Annotated in this window: 13 protein-coding genes; 3 read left to right on the forward strand and 10 right to left on the reverse strand. The window is 35.3% G+C overall.

The window, feature by feature from the left end:
* Positions 1-64: 64 nt before the first annotated feature.
* Positions 65-514, forward strand: a complete 450-nt coding sequence (locus tag ACODST_RS08815) for a hypothetical protein (RefSeq protein WP_488931750.1) — start codon at positions 65-67, stop codon at positions 512-514.
* Positions 515-611: 97 nt separating this feature from the next.
* On the opposite strand, the gene ACODST_RS08820 is transcribed toward ACODST_RS08815, so the two are convergent.
* On the reverse strand, positions 612-2,999 hold the full coding sequence (locus tag ACODST_RS08820; protein WP_488931751.1) for a penicillin acylase family protein: 2,388 nt from the start codon (positions 2,997-2,999) through the stop codon (positions 612-614).
* A gap of 116 nt (positions 3,000-3,115) precedes the next feature.
* Here ACODST_RS08820 and ACODST_RS08825 point away from each other — a divergent pair, with 116 nt between their 5' ends.
* Positions 3,116-4,672, forward strand: a complete 1,557-nt coding sequence (locus ACODST_RS08825) for a hypothetical protein (protein ID WP_488931752.1) — start codon at positions 3,116-3,118, stop codon at positions 4,670-4,672.
* A gap of 403 nt (positions 4,673-5,075) precedes the next feature.
* A complete protein-coding gene (locus tag ACODST_RS08830; RefSeq protein ID WP_488931753.1) occupies positions 5,076-6,884 on the forward strand; it encodes a hypothetical protein in 1,809 nt (602 codons plus the stop codon).
* A 59-nt stretch (positions 6,885-6,943) separates the two neighbouring features.
* Here the strand turns inward: ACODST_RS08830 and ACODST_RS08835 are convergent, their stop codons facing one another.
* The 9 genes from ACODST_RS08835 to dtd all read right to left on the reverse strand — a co-directional run bounded on the left by ACODST_RS08835 (position 6,944) and on the right by dtd (position 18,928).
* Positions 6,944-7,378: a YMGG-like glycine zipper-containing protein gene (locus ACODST_RS08835; protein WP_488931754.1), complete on the reverse strand. Its 435-nt coding sequence runs from the start codon at positions 7,376-7,378 to the stop codon at positions 6,944-6,946.
* 393 nt (positions 7,379-7,771) lie between these two features.
* Entirely contained in the window at positions 7,772-9,049 is a 1,278-nt protein-coding gene (kynU, locus tag ACODST_RS08840) for a kynureninase (protein ID WP_488931755.1), read from the reverse strand.
* 333 nt (positions 9,050-9,382) lie between these two features.
* Positions 9,383-10,432, reverse strand: coding sequence for a tRNA preQ1(34) S-adenosylmethionine ribosyltransferase-isomerase QueA (queA, locus tag ACODST_RS08845; protein ID WP_488931756.1), 1,050 nt, complete (start codon positions 10,430-10,432; stop codon positions 9,383-9,385).
* A gap of 374 nt (positions 10,433-10,806) precedes the next feature.
* Positions 10,807-12,036 (reverse strand): 3-phosphoshikimate 1-carboxyvinyltransferase, encoded by a 1,230-nt coding sequence (locus ACODST_RS08850; protein ID WP_488931757.1) that lies wholly within the window; start codon positions 12,034-12,036, stop codon positions 10,807-10,809.
* 98 nt (positions 12,037-12,134) lie between these two features.
* The gene (locus ACODST_RS08855; protein WP_179001729.1) at positions 12,135-12,461 is read right to left on the reverse strand and encodes a nucleotide pyrophosphohydrolase; all 327 of its coding nucleotides are present in this window, start codon (positions 12,459-12,461) and stop codon (positions 12,135-12,137) included.
* Positions 12,462-12,463: 2 nt separating this feature from the next.
* Complete coding sequence (locus tag ACODST_RS08860) at positions 12,464-14,452, reverse strand: DUF3858 domain-containing protein (RefSeq protein WP_488931758.1); 1,989 nt, start codon at positions 14,450-14,452, stop codon at positions 12,464-12,466.
* A gap of 3 nt (positions 14,453-14,455) precedes the next feature.
* Positions 14,456-16,465, reverse strand: a complete 2,010-nt coding sequence (locus tag ACODST_RS08865) for a DUF3858 domain-containing protein (protein WP_488931759.1) — start codon at positions 16,463-16,465, stop codon at positions 14,456-14,458.
* A gap of 36 nt (positions 16,466-16,501) precedes the next feature.
* Entirely contained in the window at positions 16,502-18,409 is a 1,908-nt protein-coding gene (locus tag ACODST_RS08870) for a DUF3858 domain-containing protein (protein ID WP_488931760.1), read from the reverse strand.
* Positions 18,410-18,475: 66 nt separating this feature from the next.
* Positions 18,476-18,928 (reverse strand): D-aminoacyl-tRNA deacylase, encoded by a 453-nt coding sequence (gene dtd, locus ACODST_RS08875; protein ID WP_488931761.1) that lies wholly within the window; start codon positions 18,926-18,928, stop codon positions 18,476-18,478.
* Positions 18,929-19,021 lie beyond the last annotated feature (93 nt).

Here is a 19,021-nt window from a genome sequence, read left to right on the forward strand (position 1 = left end):
CAAACTGGATGATTTACAGTTTAAAATAGTATTTTAGCCTCACCCAAAAACAATAAATCAACCTATGAAAAATTCTAAAAAATACAGTCTGCTTACTGTATTGTTCTGTTTGTTCTTTTCTTTTAAAAGTGTATCACAAACCAATTATGCAGGTGTGGTAATGCCATCGCAGCAAAACAAAATAATTATCGATAAAATTGTAGAAGCTGCCCATTACAAAAGTTATGTGATCGATTTCTGCTTATCGAAAATAAACGAAGTTTCTGCAAAAGAAGGCTGGAATGAACAAAAAGCTGCAGAAATTACCCAAAGCATTAATTATAAAAATTTCCGCGATGCTATTTATAACAGTTTTGTTGTGTTTGATGAAGTAGAGCTGGAAACTTTATTAAAAGCATACGAAAAAGACACTGCTTATCAGACCCAAAATGTAATGACCAATAATAAAGTCCTTATTAATAATCTGAATATTTTTGCGGATGACATTGTAAAAGGGAAATATATTTCCAGATAAAAGACACTGGGGCTCTAAGGGGCAAAATAACAAAGGTTCAGAGATTTTTTTAAAACGAAAAACTCTGAACCTTTTACTTTAAAAACGAATACAAGAATTAACTCTTCGGTTTGAATACGAGTTTAGTTGACGTTTTTATGATTTCCTCTTTATTCAGTTTCATTTTCCTGAATTTCCCGGCATTATACATTTCGGCCTGATCACTGTAATGTTTGCTGAGAGGATTTCCTGATTGCCCGGTAGGCAGAATACTCCAGCTGTTTTCGATATCAGAAAAATCAATAATTCTTCTGGTCGAAGGACCTCCTTTTACATAATACTTCCCTTCATTGGTTAAACCAAAGAATAAATTATTAATAACCTCATTTGATCCCGGTGAAGCAAAAGGCCCCACATTAAATAAGCCGCGAAGTGCTGCTACTTTTCCCAGCGGATGTTCATGCTCAACCGTATGAACTTCTCCCCATTTCCAGTCGCTGATTGTGTTTCCTAATTGTTTCTGAAGTGCCGAAATTGCTTCGTGGAATGACTTTGAAACAATATCTTTTCGGGTTTCTTTTACATTTTTGGTTTTAACATTATCCCACCAGACTGAATTTTCATTTTTAATCTGATTCGCAATTACCTGTTTTCCTGTTGAAACCCCAAGAAACAAATTGAAATTATCCTCGCCCATTTCATCTTCAAAAGTATTTTTCAGGTACAGGTATACCCATTTATTGTAAATTGTAGGTGCAGTATCTTCCAGATTAGTTGTTCCTTTCCAGGATTGTAAAACAGTTAGCGCTTCATTTTCTGCCGGAGAAACCGTTGTAAGATCAATATTGGCTATTAAATGTTTAACGGTTTCAACAGCCTCATCGGAGGTATTGTCATAAATCATTTTACTGATCGTCTCTTTATCCCAATCTGATTTTGCGTTCATTAAACCTGAGATTCTTTTGGCACGGTCTTCGGGAAGATAATATCCCGGGTACAGGAAACCGTCAATAGCTTCCGGCTGATTATTGGCTGAATACACATAACCCCAAGACGGATTTTCGGCCGACGGGTTTTTGGAGAAATCCAGGTATTCAACAATATCGTCTTTTCCGCTGGCACCATCCAAAATTAAATGAGTATTCACACCTTTATCATGTTTGTACAATTTTCCGCTGGCCCACCAGGCAATATTTCCTTTGGCATCGCCATACATTACATTTAATCCCGGAGCAGCAATTAAGCTGACCGATTTTCTAAAATCTTCTTTACTCCTGGCATGCGAAAGTCCGTAAGCGGCATCCAGAATCTGAATAGGCTGATGTGTGTAAGTCCATAACATCGTTATTGGGCTTTTCTTGTCCAGACGCTCCAGCAGATCATTCATGACAGGTCCATGACGGCTCGATTTTACCGTCAAAACAACATCTGAAGTATCTTTAACTTTAATGGTTTTCTTTCTGATCTCATAATCTGCAAATCCGGCTGGTGTCTGGTATTGATTTGGATTTCCGGGTTTGTTTTTTTCCTGATAAAAATCGATGTCATCATTTTCAAACATGGTGAGTCCGTAAGCATAATCCCTGTTGTGCGCCAGCAGCGGAAACGGGGTTCCGGCAAGATAACAGCCATATAATTCATGTTCAGGAGTCACTATATGAGCTTCATACCAGGTAGCAGGCTGCGAAAATCCAATATGCGGATCATTGGCAAAAATTACTTTTCCGCTCTTGGTTTTATGAGGTCCGGCCACCCAGCTGTTACTGCCTACAAATGGCGGAACCGGTGAGGCATCCAGTAAAGCCGCAACCGATTTTGAAACGGCTGTATAATCCTCTGCGTTTCCTTTATAACTTTTGATCTGGGTAGTATTAAACTCACCTTCAATTCCCAAATCTTTTAAATATTCAGCTCCGTACCTGTTTTTAATATCCGTTAGTAAAGGATCTGTCTTTTGGGCCATGGCAAAACTAAAAGACATATAGCCAAAAATATTATAAACGTCTTTTAGGGTAAACTTCTCTTTTTTCACACCAACCAGCGTAAATTCAATGGGTGTTGTTCCTTCTTCGAGATACTGGTTAATCCCATCCAGATATGCCATTGTTAGCTGATACGACGAACTGTTTTTATCTAATTTGGCAATGGCTTTCGCCGAAGCTTCTTCGATACCGATTCCGGCAAAAAACATATCATTTTTAAGTGCTGCCGATCCGAAGATTTCAGACAGTTTTCCCGGAGCAATTCTTCTAAGCAGCTCCATCTGCCATAATCTTTCCTGCGCATGAACATATCCAAGTGTCGTCATCGCATCTTTTTCTGAACTGGCGTAAATGTGAGGCACCCCAAATTCATCAAAATAAACCGTAGTTTCTTTCTGGAGATTACCCAGCTGTAATTCACCTTCGTATTTAGGTTTCAAATGAAAAATATAGGCACATAAACCAATTCCAAGTACTACAATGAGTACTAACAGCACCAACAGGATCTTTTTAAATTTTCTCATAATATGTAAGCGGTTAGATAAGTCAGTATCTTTAGAATGATATAACGAAATGGGGGAATCGTATAAATATCATTCTGTTTAAAAGCCTAAATTTATGTATTTAAAATTAATACTAAATGTCTGTCTATAAAAAAATAGCAATTGGGATTATTTCACTTTTTATAATCGTGATTCTGGTCAATACGGGTCTGAATTACTGGATTAAGAAACAGCTTCCGATTATTATTCACGAGAAAAATAAAACGGCCTACAATATCCATTACGAGAAAATAGAAGTGGCACTTTTATCCCGAAATATTTATGCACAAACTTTATTGGTAAGTCCGAAAAATGAACCAAAAGACAGCAAAAACGGACTTTTTACCAAAATAGAATCCATCACAATCAAACATTTCAATATTTGGGATTTGGCTTTTCGTGATATTATTCAGGCCGAAAGTATTATCATCAACAGACCTCGGGTAATTTTATATAAAAAAGGCGAAAAACTTTTAAATAACAGCAAAAGCATCAAAAACGAAATCGTCGAACCATTCCGAAAAATCGTTGGCGTTTCGAATATTTATCTGAATGACGGAACTGTCGATGTGGTTTCTTTGGATACTCAGAAACCCATTTTCAGCATTAAAAAAATCCTTTTGAAACTGGAAGGCATTTTGATAACCGATGCTACTTTAAAAGAAAAAATTCCGCTTCAGTATAAAAATTATACTTTGGTCTGCGATAGTTTATTTTATCGCCCAAGCGAATTTTATCACATCACAATTGGTAAAATCAATACCGAAAAGAACTTTTTAGCTATTAATAATTTTGCTAATATTCCGCAGTTTTCTCGTCCGGAATTTGTAAAAAGACTAAAAACAGAAAAAGATATTTATACGTTAAAAGTGGATTCGGCCAGTATTCAAAAAATGGATTGGGGATTTAAAGATGATCGTTTTTTCTTTAAAGCCAATTCTATCGTAATGAATCATTTTGATGCAAATATTTACCGAGGAAAAATGCCAAAAGACGATTTGAGTAAAAAATATCTGTACAATCATTTACTTCGAAATATAAAATTCCCATTGCAGATTGATACACTTCAGGTTTTGAAATCAAAATTAGTTTACGAAGAAGAGATAGATTTTTCTAAAGGTCCGGGAGTTTTAACTTTTGACAAATTCAATTTACAGGCAACTAACTTGCGAAGTGGTTTTGGTTTGAAAAAAAAAGCTGATGTAAAGATCAAAGTAAAAACCATTTTCATGAAAACTTCGCCGCTTGATGTCGATTGGAGTTTTAATGTTCTGGACAAAAACGATGGTTTTCATATTCAGGGCGTAATCTCCAATTTTGATGTAAGAGCGATGGGACAATTCAGCAAGCCTTATATGAATGCAACTTTTACGGGAGCTTTCCACAAATACCGCTTTAATTTCTATGGAAATGATAATATTTCTAAAGGAAATGCTTCGTTGGATTATGATGATCTAAAAGTAAAATTGTACAAAAAGAAAGATCCTAAAAAAGAAGCCAAATTAAAATCGGCAATTGCTAATTTATTAGTTAAAAACGATTCTAAAGACAAAGCCAAAACCGCCGATGTCGAAATCGAAAGAATTCAGGAAAAATCATTCTACAACTTTTTATGGCGAAGCATTGCAGAGTCTTTGAAGAAGATTTTGATATAATTTTTTTTGCCACGACCCGAGCGATAGCGAACAGGCGAAGCAATTCACGAATTAATCCTTTTTTTTGCCACAGATTAAAGGATTAAAAAGGATTTAATCTGTGTAATCTTTTTAATCTGTGGCATATATGGATATTGTTCATCAACATAGCCTGCGGTTTCAACCGTAGGAACGCAATATATTTCCATAAAGAATTTCCATAACACATTTATACAATACTTTCCCGTGGTTGAAACCACGGGCTATATTTATTTATAATTCGTAATATTATTTGTCAACACAATCATTTTTGATAAAATTCGTGAATTCGCGGCCGTAAAAACTTTACCCACAAACCTGACAATTATCAGGTTTTAGGAAAATGCTTTTTTCAATATTTGCCTTTATTTTAATTCGAAGACAAATGACAAAACCGCCTTTACATACTTTCCATATTCCGGTAATGGGGCTGGCGTATACAATAGACAGTCCGATTCGTGTAGCGCAATACGGAATTTCGTCTGTTATCGCTCTTGCCGATGATGACCTGATCGAAAAGATGCGTAACTTTTACAGTACCAAATTCAATATTCCTTATGAAGAGATTACCCAGAAATTTCATGATTACCGTGCTGAAAGAATTACTTCTTACCTAAATTTAGTTGATAAAATAGTAAAGGAAAAATTCGAAAACTTTAAAACCGAACTCGCAGAAAGTAAAACAGCTCTTGAAAATTTTATGTCAATGCTGCCAAATACTTCTGACATTAAAAAAGGCTTTCAGAATTTACTGGATGACGGAATTACTTTTAAAGAAAACATTCAGCATTACATCGAATCCCATCTTTTTCCGGGAGAAATTGATGTGAACATCATGACGAAACTGGATAAAGATAACTTCGTAAAAAACGAACAGCTTCCAATCGAGTTTAACGATGCACATGCAGCTTTAAGAGGGTTTGCGAATAGTAATTTAGAATCATCAGTTGTACTTTCGGCCGGAATGAATCCGAGATTGTTCGGTTACTTTGAAAATTTCAAAGATTTTTTTCCGAATGAGAAAAATGAACTCAAAAAGAAAATCATTTTAAAAGTAAGCGATTTCAGATCAGCCATGATTCAGGGAAATTTCCTTGCCAAAAAAGGACTTTGGGTTTCAGAATACCGAATTGAATCAGGATTGAACTGCGGCGGCCACGCCTTCGCTACTGACGGGCTGTTATTAGGTACGATTTTAGAAGAATTCAGGCAGAAAAAAGAACAATTAATACAATCCGCCCATGATTTAATGATTAAAGCTTTACAGGCAAAAAACCAAGCTTGTCCCGAAAAGCCTTTAGAATTAAAAATTACCGTTCAGGGAGGTGTTGGAACTTCAGAAGAACATGAGTTTTTACTGGATGAATACAAAGTAGATGCTGTGGGCTGGGGATCGCCATTTTTATTGGTTCCTGAAGCCACTTCTGTAGATCATGAAACCCGAAATTTATTAATGAATGCCAAAGAAGATGATTTTTACTTAAGCAATATTTCACCTTTAGGAGTTCCGTTTAATACTTTAAAAGGAACGACAAATGAATTCTTAAAACAAAAAAGAATTCAGGAAAACAAAGCCGGAAGTTCCTGCCCAAAGAAATTTTTAGCTTTAAGCAAAGAATACGATCCGCACGGAATTTGTACAGCTTCTAAAAAATATCAGGATATTAAACTTGAGGAATTAGAAAGCAGAAAAAACACTTTATCTGCAGAAGATTTTGAGAAAGCTAGAGTAAAAATAACAGAGAAATCTTGTTTGTGTGTTGGTTTGGCCAATGCATCTTATCTTGAAAATGACATTAAAATAAAAGGTCAGGCACAGGGCGTAGTAATTTGTCCGGGACCGAACCTGGCGTATTTTGATCAGGAAGTCTCTTTAAAAGAAATGGTTCAGCATATTTACCAGGGAAAATCGGTTTTGAGAACAGATCGTCCTAATTTGTTTGTAAAAGAATTAAAAATGTATGTGGATTATTTTAGAAATGAAATTGAAAACATTTCAGGAGAAGTAACAGCCATTCAAATTAAAAAATGGAATTCTTTCAAAACAAATATTTTAGAAGGAATAGAATATTATCAAAAACTTTTCTCTTCTACCTTTTATTTTAAAACAGAGGAAAAGAAAATTAAAGAGCAATTCGATTTTTATAAAACAGAATTAAATGCCATTCAAATTCCTATACCGGAATTAGTATAAGCCAAACCGCCAATTTAGAAATCTAAATTGGCGGTTTTATTTTTTATAGAAATTAAACGCTATTCTTTCTTCTTCTCTTTGCTGTCAATAACGGCACCCGTTCCCGTTCCCAGAGCAGCACCGGCCAAACCGCCAATAATGGCGCCTTCGCCTTTTTTCTTACTGACAATCGCTCCCGTTGCAGCACCAACTCCGGCCCCAATTACAGCACCTTTAGCAGTTGCACTCCATCCTTTCTTTTTAGTCGTTGTTGTGGTAGTCGTCGTTTGCCCGTTTGCTGGCTGCTGCACTACAACCACTTTTTGAGATTCAACTTTCTGCTCTTCTTTTATCTTCGCCATTTCAGTCTTCATTGAATCGATAACACGTTGTTTGTTAATTTCAACTTTCATGGAATCAATACTGGCTTGCTTGGCTTTATTTATATCTTCTTTACTTTGATGCTGACATGAAGTAAAGATTATTGCTGCTAATAAAATATATAAGCCTTTCATGATTGTAGTTTTTAAAATTATACACTACAAAATAAAAAAGATCTGCTGCAATGGCTGTTACAGAATTTTTTTGAAAGTTTATAAGATTAGAAGATTTTTTTGTTTAAAGCCACAGATTAAATGAATTAAAATGATTTTTACAAAATGTACATAAATTGTTTCACGCACATTTATCGAATTATTTTTTTATTTTTAATTGAGTTGCCTCCAGCTTTAGCTGGATGGAAAAGTGAATACTAATTAAAAGGCTTTAGCCCAACCTTCAGTTCGGCTAAAGCGCTTATCTTATTTTATAATTATCCCTCCAGCTAAAGCTGGAGGCAATTAAAGAATCCTTTTAATCCATTTAATCTGTGGCTAAAAAAAACTTTGCGACTTTGCAAGATTATTTTTTTACTTACCTAAAATCCCTTTTTTCAGAATTTGTCCAAAGTCGTACATATCTTCATAAGAACAATACAACGGAACTGGTGCCAGACGAATTACATTAGGTTCACGCCAGTCTGTTATTACTCCGTTTTTCATTAAATAATCAAATAAAGCTCTGCCTTCTCCGTGAAGAAAAACAGATAACTGCGAAGCTCTTTCTTCCGGATTTTTTGGCGTAATAATTTCAAAAGTGCTTTCTACTTCCTTATCAATTTCGTGCAGAATAAATTCTAAATATGATGTAATATGATCACGTTTTTTAATTAAAGCATCCATTCCAACCTCGGCAAACATTTCTACAGATGCTAAGTAAGGCGCTAACGAAAGGACCGGTAGATTACTAATCTGCCAGCCGTCTGCTCCGTGAACCGGATCAAAGTTCGGTTCCATTTTAAAACGACGTTCTTTATTATGTCCCCACCAGCCAGCAAAACGTGGTAAATCTGAATTGTTGTGATGTTTTTCATGAACAAAACAACCCGAAGCATTTCCAGGACCTGAGTTCATATATTTGTAACTGCACCAGGCAGCGAAATCTACGTTCCAGTCGTGAAGTTCTAATTTGATATTTCCGGCTGCATGCGCCAAATCCCAGCCTACTTTTGCTCCGGCTTTTTGTCCGGCAGCAGTTATGGTTTTAATATCGAAAACTTGTCCGGTGTAATAGTTTACTCCTCCAATTAAAACTAAAGCAAGTTCATCGCCAACTTCTTCAATTTTGGCTACGATATCTTCTAAACGAATATTGTGCTCCCCTTCACGACGTTTGATTTCTACAATCGCCTCTTCTGGTTTGTAACCGTGAAAATGAACCTGACTCTGAAACATATACTGATCTGAAGGAAAGGCTTTTTCTTCGCAGATAATTTTGTAACGTTTTCCTTTTGGCTGATAAAAAGAAACCATCAATAAATGAAGATTTACGGTCAAAGTATTCATAACCGTAACTTCAGACGGAAGTGCACCTACAATTTTACTTAGCGGCTCTGCAAATCGTTCCTGATAATCCCACCATGGTTTTTCGGCATAAAAATGACCTTCTACGGCCAATTCTGCCCAGTCATTCATTACTTCATCTATATAGGCTTTGGTACGTTTTGGCTGTAATCCTAAAGAGTTTCCTGTAAAGTAAATTACTCTTTTATCATTTACTTTCGGAAATATAAATTGTTCCTGATACTGATTTAATGCATCTTGTGCATCAAGTTGTTTCGCAAATTCGCGTGTATTTTGAAAAGTCATTGTGTTTTTGTTTTGCCTGCTAAAATAACAAAAATTGTTTGTTTTGTTTCAGGTTTAAAGTTTCAGGTTTAAAGTTTCAGGTTTAAATGCTTTGTGTTTTTTTAACCGCAAAGTTCGCAAAGATTTTTTTACCAGGCTTAACGTTTACAAACGCTAAGTACGCAAAGCTTTGCGTTCTTTTGCATCTGTCAAAGGCAAATAGAGGAAAAAACTTGCGAACTTTGGGGTTAAATTTCCCAACTAACGTCAAACCTGAAACTTGAAACCATTAAAAAACAAAAAACCCGACAGGTTCTAAAAACTCGTCGGGTCATTTTATACTATAAATTCTAATTAAAGAATTAACATCGCATCTCCGTAAGAATAGAATTTGTATCCTTCTTTGATTGCTTCTTCATAAGCACGTTTCATTAAATCATGACCACAGAAAGCAGAAATCATCATTAATAATGTTGACTTTGGCGTGTGGAAATTGGTAATCATACAGTTGGCAATACTGAAATCGTGAGGAGGGAAAATAAATTTATTGGTCCATCCTTCATAAGGATTTAAAGTATTAGCAGAAGAAACAGAACTTTCGATAGCACGCATAGAAGTTGTCCCTACAGCGCAAATACGTTTTTTCTTTGCTTTCCCTTCGTTTACAATATCACAAGCTGCCTGAGTAATAATTAATTCCTCAGAATCCATTTTGTGTTTAGATAAATCTTCTACCTCAACCGGGTTAAAAGTTCCTAAACCTACATGCAGAGTTACTTCAGCAAAATTTACTCCTTTGATTTCTAGTTTTTTCAAAAGGTGTTTTGAGAAGTGTAAACCAGCAGTTGGTGCCGCTACAGCTCCTTCTTCTTTTGCGTAAATAGTCTGGTATCTTTCCGCATCTTCCGGAGTTACGTCTCTGTTGATGTATTTAGGAATTGGAGTTTCTCCCAGTTCTGTTAATTTGTTTCTGAATTCTTCATAAGAACCATCGTATAAGAAACGTAAAGTTCTTCCACGAGAAGTTGTGTTGTCAATTACCTCAGCTACTAATGAATCGTCATCTCCAAAATAAAGTTTGTTACCAATACGGATTTTTCGGGCCGGATCAACTAACACATCCCATAAACGCTGCTCTGAATTTAATTCTCGTAATAAGAAAACTTCAATTCTTGCTCCTGTTTTTTCTTTGTTTCCGTACAAACGGGCAGGGAAAACTTTTGTATTGTTAAGAATCAAAACGTCTCCGTCATCAAAATAGTTGATAACATCTTTAAACATTTTATGTTCGATAGTTTGTGTTTTACGGTCAATTACCATTAAACGAGATTCATCTCTATTTTCTGCTGGAAATTCAGCTAAAAGTTCTTTCGGTAAATTGAAATTGAAGTGTGATAATTTCATATTTGAAGTGTAGATTTTTAAATATCTATTTTAGACTTATTTATCCAAAATTTTAAATCGGGTGCAAATATACGATTGTGAAACAGGCGTTGTCAAGTGTTTTGACGTTTATTTTCAAAAGTCTCTGGTTTTGTGAGGTTTCGAGAACCCTTAAAAATGTCTTTTTCTATAAAAAAACTAATTCAACATTTTTTTGTCATCTGAAATGACATACTTTGCGATTATTGTTTAACCCCGACAGTCCCGAAGCTTCGGGATAAAACCTTTCGGGTTTACTTTTAAATACGCATAAAAAAACCTCTGGTTAAAACCAGAGGCTATATTTATTGAGCTTTATTTAAATGAACTTATATTTCTTATATGGTTCAAAAAAATTACAATTCCGAGATTTGGAAATTCAATGCTTTTAAATCGTTCCAGAAATCCGGGTATGATTTAGAAACTACTTCTGCATCATCAATAATAATTGGAACTTTGATCGCTAAAGGCGCAAAGGCCATCGCCATACGGTGATCGTTGTAAGTACCAATATGAACATCGTGATTAATAACACCTGAACGTTCTAAAGTTAGACTGTCATTAGTTACAGAAATATTCGCTCCTAATTTTGTTAATTCAATTCTTAAAGCTTCCAGTCTGTCAGTTTCTTTAATTTTTAAAGTATGAAGACCTGTTAAGTGACATCCAATTCCTAAACCTAAACAGGTTACTACAATCGTCTGAGCAATATCCGGTGTATTATTTAATTCAAAATTTACATCCTGATAATTGAAACCTGCCACTTTTTCCAAAGTCATTTTGTTGTTTTGAAAAGTGGTTTTTACTCCCATTTTTTCATAAAGAGAAACTAATTCCGAATCTCCCTGAAGGCTGTTTTCTTTATAACTGCTTAATGTTACTTTAGCCGCGTCAGCCAAAGCTGCTAAACTAAAGAAATAAGAAGCCGAGCTCCAGTCAGATTCTACAACCATTTCTTTAGATTCAACCGATTCTTTAGGGAAAACTTTAATTACGTTTCCTTCAAAACTGGTTTGAATGTCTAAATCATTCAGCAGAGCCAAAGTCATTTTGATATATGGAATTGAAGTAATTTCTCCTTCTAAGATCAGTTCTAAACCGTTATCCAGTTTTGAAGCCACTAATAAAAGTGCCGAAATATATTGACTGCTTACATTTGCAGCAAGAGTTACTTTTGAAGCCGTAACTTTTTTGCCTTTGATTCGAATGGGCGGATAACCTTCTTCTTTTTCATATGAAATTTCAACTCCTAATTGCGCCAAAGCTTCCACTAAAATTTTGATTGGTCGTTCCTGCATTCTGCTTGAACCGGTCAAAACCACTTCTCTTCCTTCATTAACAGAAAAATAAGCAGTTAAAAAACGCATTGCAGTTCCTGCATGGTGAATGTCCACAATTTCGTCGTTTCCAGTCAAAGCTTTTTGCATTACTTCGCTGTCATCAGAGTTTGAGGTGTTTGCTAAAGTAATATTAGGGAATAATGCCTTTAGTAATAATAAACGATTTGTTTCGCTTTTAGAACCTGTGATATTGAGCTGCGAATCATCAATGGTGAATGGTGAATTCGTCGTTAATTTTAAATTCATGATATTAGTTATGAGTTGCGAATTACGAGTGATATAATCCGGGCACGCAATTTACCACTCCTCGCCCGTAAATCAAAATTCACGCTGAAATTTCACAATTATTTCAATTTCTCGTTATTTTTGTGACGATCTTTATCACGAACTGATTTTAAGTCCATTTTTTTATCAAAAGCTGCCTGTAAATCGATTCCCGTTTGATTGGCCAGACATAAAACAACGAAAACTACATCGGCCAGTTCTTCTCCTAAATCTTTGTTTTTATCACTTTCTTTTTCAGACTGTTCACCATAACGACGGGCAATAATCCGCGCTACTTCACCTACTTCTTCTGTAAGCTGTGCCATATTGGTAAGTTCATTAAAATAACGAACACCGTGTTCTTTTATCCAGGTATCAACATCCAGTTGTGCATTCTTTAAATCCATGATTATATTTTTTTAAGTATAATTTTTTCAGTCTGACCAGCTGTAATTTTCTGAAAAATATCTTTCAGGCCTTTATACTGTTCCGCTGCAAAAATACTACTGTTAATTTCATTTGTGCAGTTTATTTGAATTTTGTTTCCCTCATTCAAAAATAGCAGTGTATATACTATATCTTTATTTTCTGATGCTATTTTAAATGGTTTCGGCATAGAATCAACTGTATAACCATCCGGGATTTCAATATTTATATTGTATTTTTCCTGACTCTTATATCCAAAATGTACCGGCATTTTCCTTGTTTCCTGATTAAAAGGATTTTTGCTTCTGGTAAAAAACAGCAGCGGATTTATAAAAATTTTTCCATCAATAATATCACACTGACCGTTTGATGTAAAGGAAAAAGTCTCCTGAACGGGATTTTTCACATTCGACTTTTGATTTTCAATTCTGTAACCCGAAATAGTAGCGTTCCCTAACCGTTCTTCCAGTTTTTCGAGGTAGCTTTCCTGGCTTTTGTTATTATTTTCGACTCTGAACTGATAAGCATCATAATCTGTTCGCAGAATTCGAACTTGGCCGTTCATTTTTCCTTCATTGTCTATTTTTACGACCATATTAAAATTCTTTCGGGACAGAACAGCTGGTTCCAGATCAATTTCTATCGAAGTACCGTCTTTTTTTATAAGTCTTCCTTTCCAGTTTAAAACATTTAAAGGCAGGATACCCGGGGATGTATATTTGTGTGTCGCATCCAGGAGGATCTGTTTTCCCTCAATTTCTGCTGCTGCAATGACATAATTGAATCCGGTTCTGGTGGGATAAACCGGAAGTCCGTTCTCGACTGTACTTACCAAAACAGGATTTGCTTCTATTCCTGCCAGACGGAGCATGTCTATGAGAATAAAATTAATTTCGGCGGTATTTCCGGTCTGATCGGCATAAGCTTTTACAACTCCTTTATCTGTATAATAATCCTTAACTTCATTCCAGTTCATTCGGTTTTGCACGTAGGTAAAAACAAGATTGAGCCGTTCATTAAAAGACTCCGTGGTCTCAATGAGTTTTTTGGTATCCTCCACTAAAAAATTCCTTTCACTTAGCTGTTTACCAAAACTATCATCTTTAAAAATTGTCCTGGCAACGCCTTCCCAGGTCTCGCTGTAATCTTTAACAGGCTGTTCGGGCAGACGAACTCTTTCCAGTTCGTGTTTAATGCAGCCTCTGTAGTTTTCAATATTATCTACAAAAGGTTCTTCGGTTAAAGCCGGAATATTTTCCCCTGAATAAAAAGCTTCAATCTGACGATAGGAGAATGAACTTGTCTGATTGTATTCGTTATCAAAACTCTGACTTGTATTGGTCAGTTTAGACTCTGTCTCCAGTGGAAATCCCCCAATTAAAATGGGCTTATAAATATAGAATTCCGGAAGCTCGGTTTTGTAATGGAAATAATTTACAGGAATGTCATACTGAATATCAAAGTCCGGGAATTTTACAATGTTTTCAGACTTTAAAACATACTTGTATTCAATTACAGATCCTACTTTTGCATTGGGCAGTGTAATGGCTTTTTCTTTCCAGTATTTATTTATTTTCTTTTTGAATTCGCCCTGATTTTCCAGTTTCGTCTTTACAATTGCTCCGTTTTCAAGATTGTAAGTAGCTGCATCTGAAAACTCTAAACGGTCTTCGTTTAAATTCTCGTAACCAATATAAAACCGCACCTTCTGGTCGGCCCACTGCAGGCCTTCCTTTTTATAAATTTTAATTTTGATCTCACACACATGGTTAGCTGTAAAACCTGCCGTTCTGTTATAAGTAAAATAAGTCCTTCCTTTTTTAAACAAAACAGCAGCTGGTGCGCTGCTGTCTGTGGGATGTACTTTTTCCTGCAATTCAGCAAGGGTTACTTTTTTCAGTTCATAATTTTGAGATTGTACTTTCGCTGTAAGCAGAAGTAATAAAGCAAATATGGTACTAAAAAATCTCATGGTTTAGATCTTTTTCAAAACAATTTTCTCTGTTTCTTTAGCGACCATTGTTTTATAATACTCTTTAAGCATATCATAACTTTCTGCCGACACAATTGCTGAGTTTATCTGATGTAAAACGGCAAGCTGAAGCGTGTTTTCATTGGCGGCAATATTAAATTTAAAAGTCCCCAGATCATTCTCCATCTTTATCATTGCCGGGGCAGGCAGGGATTCAACTGCAAAACCTTCCGGAATTTGAATCGTAATATTGTACTTATCTGTAAAAGGATAACTAAAATCTACCGGATACTCTCTTACTTCCTGTTTAAACGGGTTTTTATCGTTTGTAAAAAACAGCATTGGATTTACATAAATTTTTCCGCCAATAACTTCACATAAATTATTTCCGGTAAAAGAATAAGTCTCTACTATCGGCATTAAAATATCTTTTTCATTGGTTTTGCCATAATCCGATATTTCAATTTTGTTGTATTGGTTTTCAAGTTTTTCCAGATATTCTTCTTCTTTCAGACTGTTGATATTCGTTCTTACCCGCATTGCATTATAGTCCATGCTCTGTCTTCTGGTTTTTCCGGTAACTTTTCCCTCTCCGTCAATACTGTAAGTCATGAAAACGTTATCATTTGACGTTTTTTCAGGCATTAAATTGATTTCTTCTGAAGTACCGTCTTTACGTATTAACCTTCCGTTCCAGTTTAAAACTCTTAACGGAAGAATATTTGGTGTTGAAAATTTTTCGGAAGCATCCAGCAGCACGTATCCCTGAGGAGTTTCTACGGCAGCGATAACATAGTTAAATGCTGTTCTGTTAGGAAACAAAGCAATTCCGTTGGAGCGTGTACTTACCAGAACCGGATTTGCTGTCAAACCGGAATAACGCAGCATAGCAGTCAGCATTAAGTTGATATCGGCAATATTTCCTGTTTTTTCTTTATAGGCTTTTCGAACTCCATTGTCACAGCTGTAACCATAGTAGTTATTCCACTTCACATTGTTTTTTACATGGTCAAGTATTGCATTCATTTTTTCTTCGGCAGTATTTAAACCTGTAAGCAGTTTTTTCACATCATCTTCAAAGTATCCTGTTTTGTTTAGCTCTGGACCAAAATCATCATAATCATAAATGGTTTTTACAACTGAATTCCAATCAGTCGAATATTCTTTTGCAGTCTTATTAGGAAATTTTGTCATAGACAATTCATGAGCAACCGATGAAGTATAATTGTCAATATTGTTCACATAAGCCTCATCTTTCATGGCAGGAAAATCGACTGCAACATACGTGACCTGATTTTCCAGGTAATCTACCTTATCATTCGAAAAAGTGGTAGTAGGGGTATAACCTCCAGACCTTTCTTTAGTATTAAAAATGATGGATCGTGTATTTTTAGTAGCCGTCATTTTAGGAAAAATATATCCTTTCTGCCTTGGACTGAAAACATAATATTCCGGAATATAAGTAGAAAATTCAGAGTAATTAACTGGGATACTTGTTTGAAAATCCCATTCTCTGATCATTTCGTTTGGAGTTCTCACCAGGTATTTAAACTCAATAACTGATCCTTCCTTAACATTAGGCATGGCGATTTTTTTCTTTGATCTGTATTTACTGATTACCTCGTCAAAAGTACCATCGCTTTTTAATTTTGTCTTTTCAATTTTACCGTCGACTAAGTTATACGTAACCGCATCAGAGATATATACTTTTTCTTTTAAGTTGGCTGAATTGTAATACCATACCTCCTGATTGGCCCAGTCATACCCTTCTTTTTTGTATATCTTAATCCGGGTTTCGACTTCAGTAGTGGTAATAAATCCGTCGTTGGTATCATAGACAATTTTCGACGCTCCTTTTTTATACAAAATTGCTGCCGCTGCCGCCGAATCCTTTGGATGCACTTTCTGTTCAAGTTCTGCGATTGATACTTTTCCTAATTTAAAATCCTGTGCTGTCATTTTTGAAGCAGACAGCAATAGAATTATAATACTAAAAAATTTAATAATTTTCATTGGTGTGAATTGATTTTGGTTAGTTTATTTGTCTGCTTAGTTTTTGGTTAAAATAATTTTGGCATTATCATTTTTGGCTATTTGTTCTATAAAAAGTCGGTACTCATCATATTCTTTATTCGAATATTTACCTTTATTTACAAACAGCGAACGTTTATATATAAGTTTGTTATTCTCTTTTTTTACAACTTCGGTTTTATATTCTCCAAATTTTCCTTTTAGTTCAAAATTCTGAGGCAGGAATTCAATAGAAAAACCAGCAGGAAGATTAATTTCAATTTCATCTGTATCTAAATAACCCCGTTGAATCTGAAATGGGTTTTTACGGTTTCGGATTCGTTTTATACTTCCTGTATACTGATTAAAAGCGTCGAGGGCAAATATCATTTTGTTTCCTGACAGTGCCCCGTAATTTGAAGCACTAATCTGAACATCTTCTGTAAATCTGATATTTTCTTTATCGTTTGTAAATGTTATTTTACCTAATTTCAAATTATTGATATTATCCCAATATTCTTTGTAATGTCTTTCTCTTTCAGTTGGCTGTAAACTTTCAACTCTGACTTTGGAAGCATACTGACTGCCCTGAGAAATGATTGTTAAATTTCCTAAGAAATCTCCATTTTCATTAATGGTATAATTTCCTTTTCCTTCCTGGGTATTTCCTTTATCGTCATAGATTTTAGTCCGCACAATTTCCCCTCCTTCGGGTTTAACTACTAAAACATCCCTGTCATCTGTAAAAGTTCCCTGATAACCAAAAGGATCATCCTGACTGGTGCATTCCAGCCAGATATAATTATTACCGTTGGGAACAGCAAGAATCATATGATTACCCTGCATGGAAACAAAATCAGACTGAATATTGGATTTATAACGGTCTCCGTACAAAATAGTATTATAAGACGGAACGTCAACTACCTGCAAAAGAGCTTTTGTATAATTTGACAATGCCTTACAATCGCCATATCCCAGACGATCTACATCTGCCGCCTGCATTGGTTTCCAGCCTCCAATACCTACTGCAATATTAACGTATCTGGATTTTTTCTGTACATAATCGTAAATAATTTTTGCTTTTTTTACAGGATCTTTTTCGTCTCCTACCAGTGTTTTTATTTTCGTTTTAGTTTCCTCAGGCAAAGTAGTTGTTCCGGTAAGGATTTTATCTCCATACCATTTACCAAATGCTTCCCAGGTAGTTGCGGTACCATCGACTCCTTCGAGATGAAAATGCTCAAGTCCCATCATGACTCTGGGAAAGAGATCGCTGACAGACGGACTATAATCTTCTTCTTTTCTGGCTGTAATATTGCTGGCAGCATAGCCCAGTTTTGTATCAGTATCGGTAGTCTTTTTTATATTAAATCCTGAAAACTGAAATTCTTTTTTCTTAAATCCGAGGTTATTAGGATACGATACATTTAAAATGCATTTTTCTACACTTACATTATAGTCTCCTAAAAAATACCATCTTGGAATAAATGCGGTATTTGAAGTTTCAATTTCACTGCTAAAAGCAATAGTGCATGGATATGAAATGGGTGTATATTCTAAATAAAGAACACGGCTGTCAGAAAACAACGTACTTCCGCTTACGGCACTTTGATCTTTAAAATCTTTTCGCCTAAACTTTTTGATTTCACTGCCTGACACATCATAAATAACGGCTTCGATATTTCTTATAGCAATTGATTTGTCATAATGCTCATATGCCGAAACATCTCTAAGACCTTTTTCATTCAAAACGGTGATTACACGCTGTGCCTTAACAGTCATACTTCTTTGTGAAGCAATTACAATATCCATCTGGTCCAGACGCAGAACAGCATTAGCATTTTCTTTAAGACTATCAGCAATGGTTAAAGCAGAATATTCATTCTTCTGGGCAAAGGAAGAAAAGGAAAAAAGAACAATAAACAGCCCGCAAAAAGTCAATTTCATTAGTAAGTAATTTCGTCAAATATAGAAGTATTTTTGACATAAACTTAACAACTGTTTAATTTATTTTTATTCCCTGTTTTTACTGTCCATTACAATGGTTACAGGGCCGTCATTTAACAAATTAACCTTCATATCGGCACCAAAAATTCCGGTTTGTACTTTTTTACCGAGCTCTTTTTCAATTGCTTTTACAAAGTTCTGATACATTGGGATTGCAAACTCCGGTTTTGAAGCTTTTATATACGACGGACGGTTTCCTTTTTTGGTTGAAGCATGAAGTGTAAACTGACTCACTACGACTATATCCCCGTTAATATCCTGAACCGAACAGTTCATTACATCGTTCTCGTCTCCAAAAATTCTCATTTTAATGATTTTTCCGGCCAGCCAGTCAATATCATCCTGAGTATCGGCTTCTTCAATTCCAACTAAAACTAATAATCCTTTTTTAATGTCTGCAACTTTTTTTCCTTCGACTGTTACAGATGCTTGTGAAACTCTTTGGATAACTACTCTCATTCTTAACTTTTATTTTTAGCCACAGATTATACGGATTAAAAAGATTTTAAATTCTGACGTTAGATACACTGCAGTGCATTTCTACAAGAAAAG

The organism is Flavobacterium sp. FG19 (assembly GCF_057809475.1).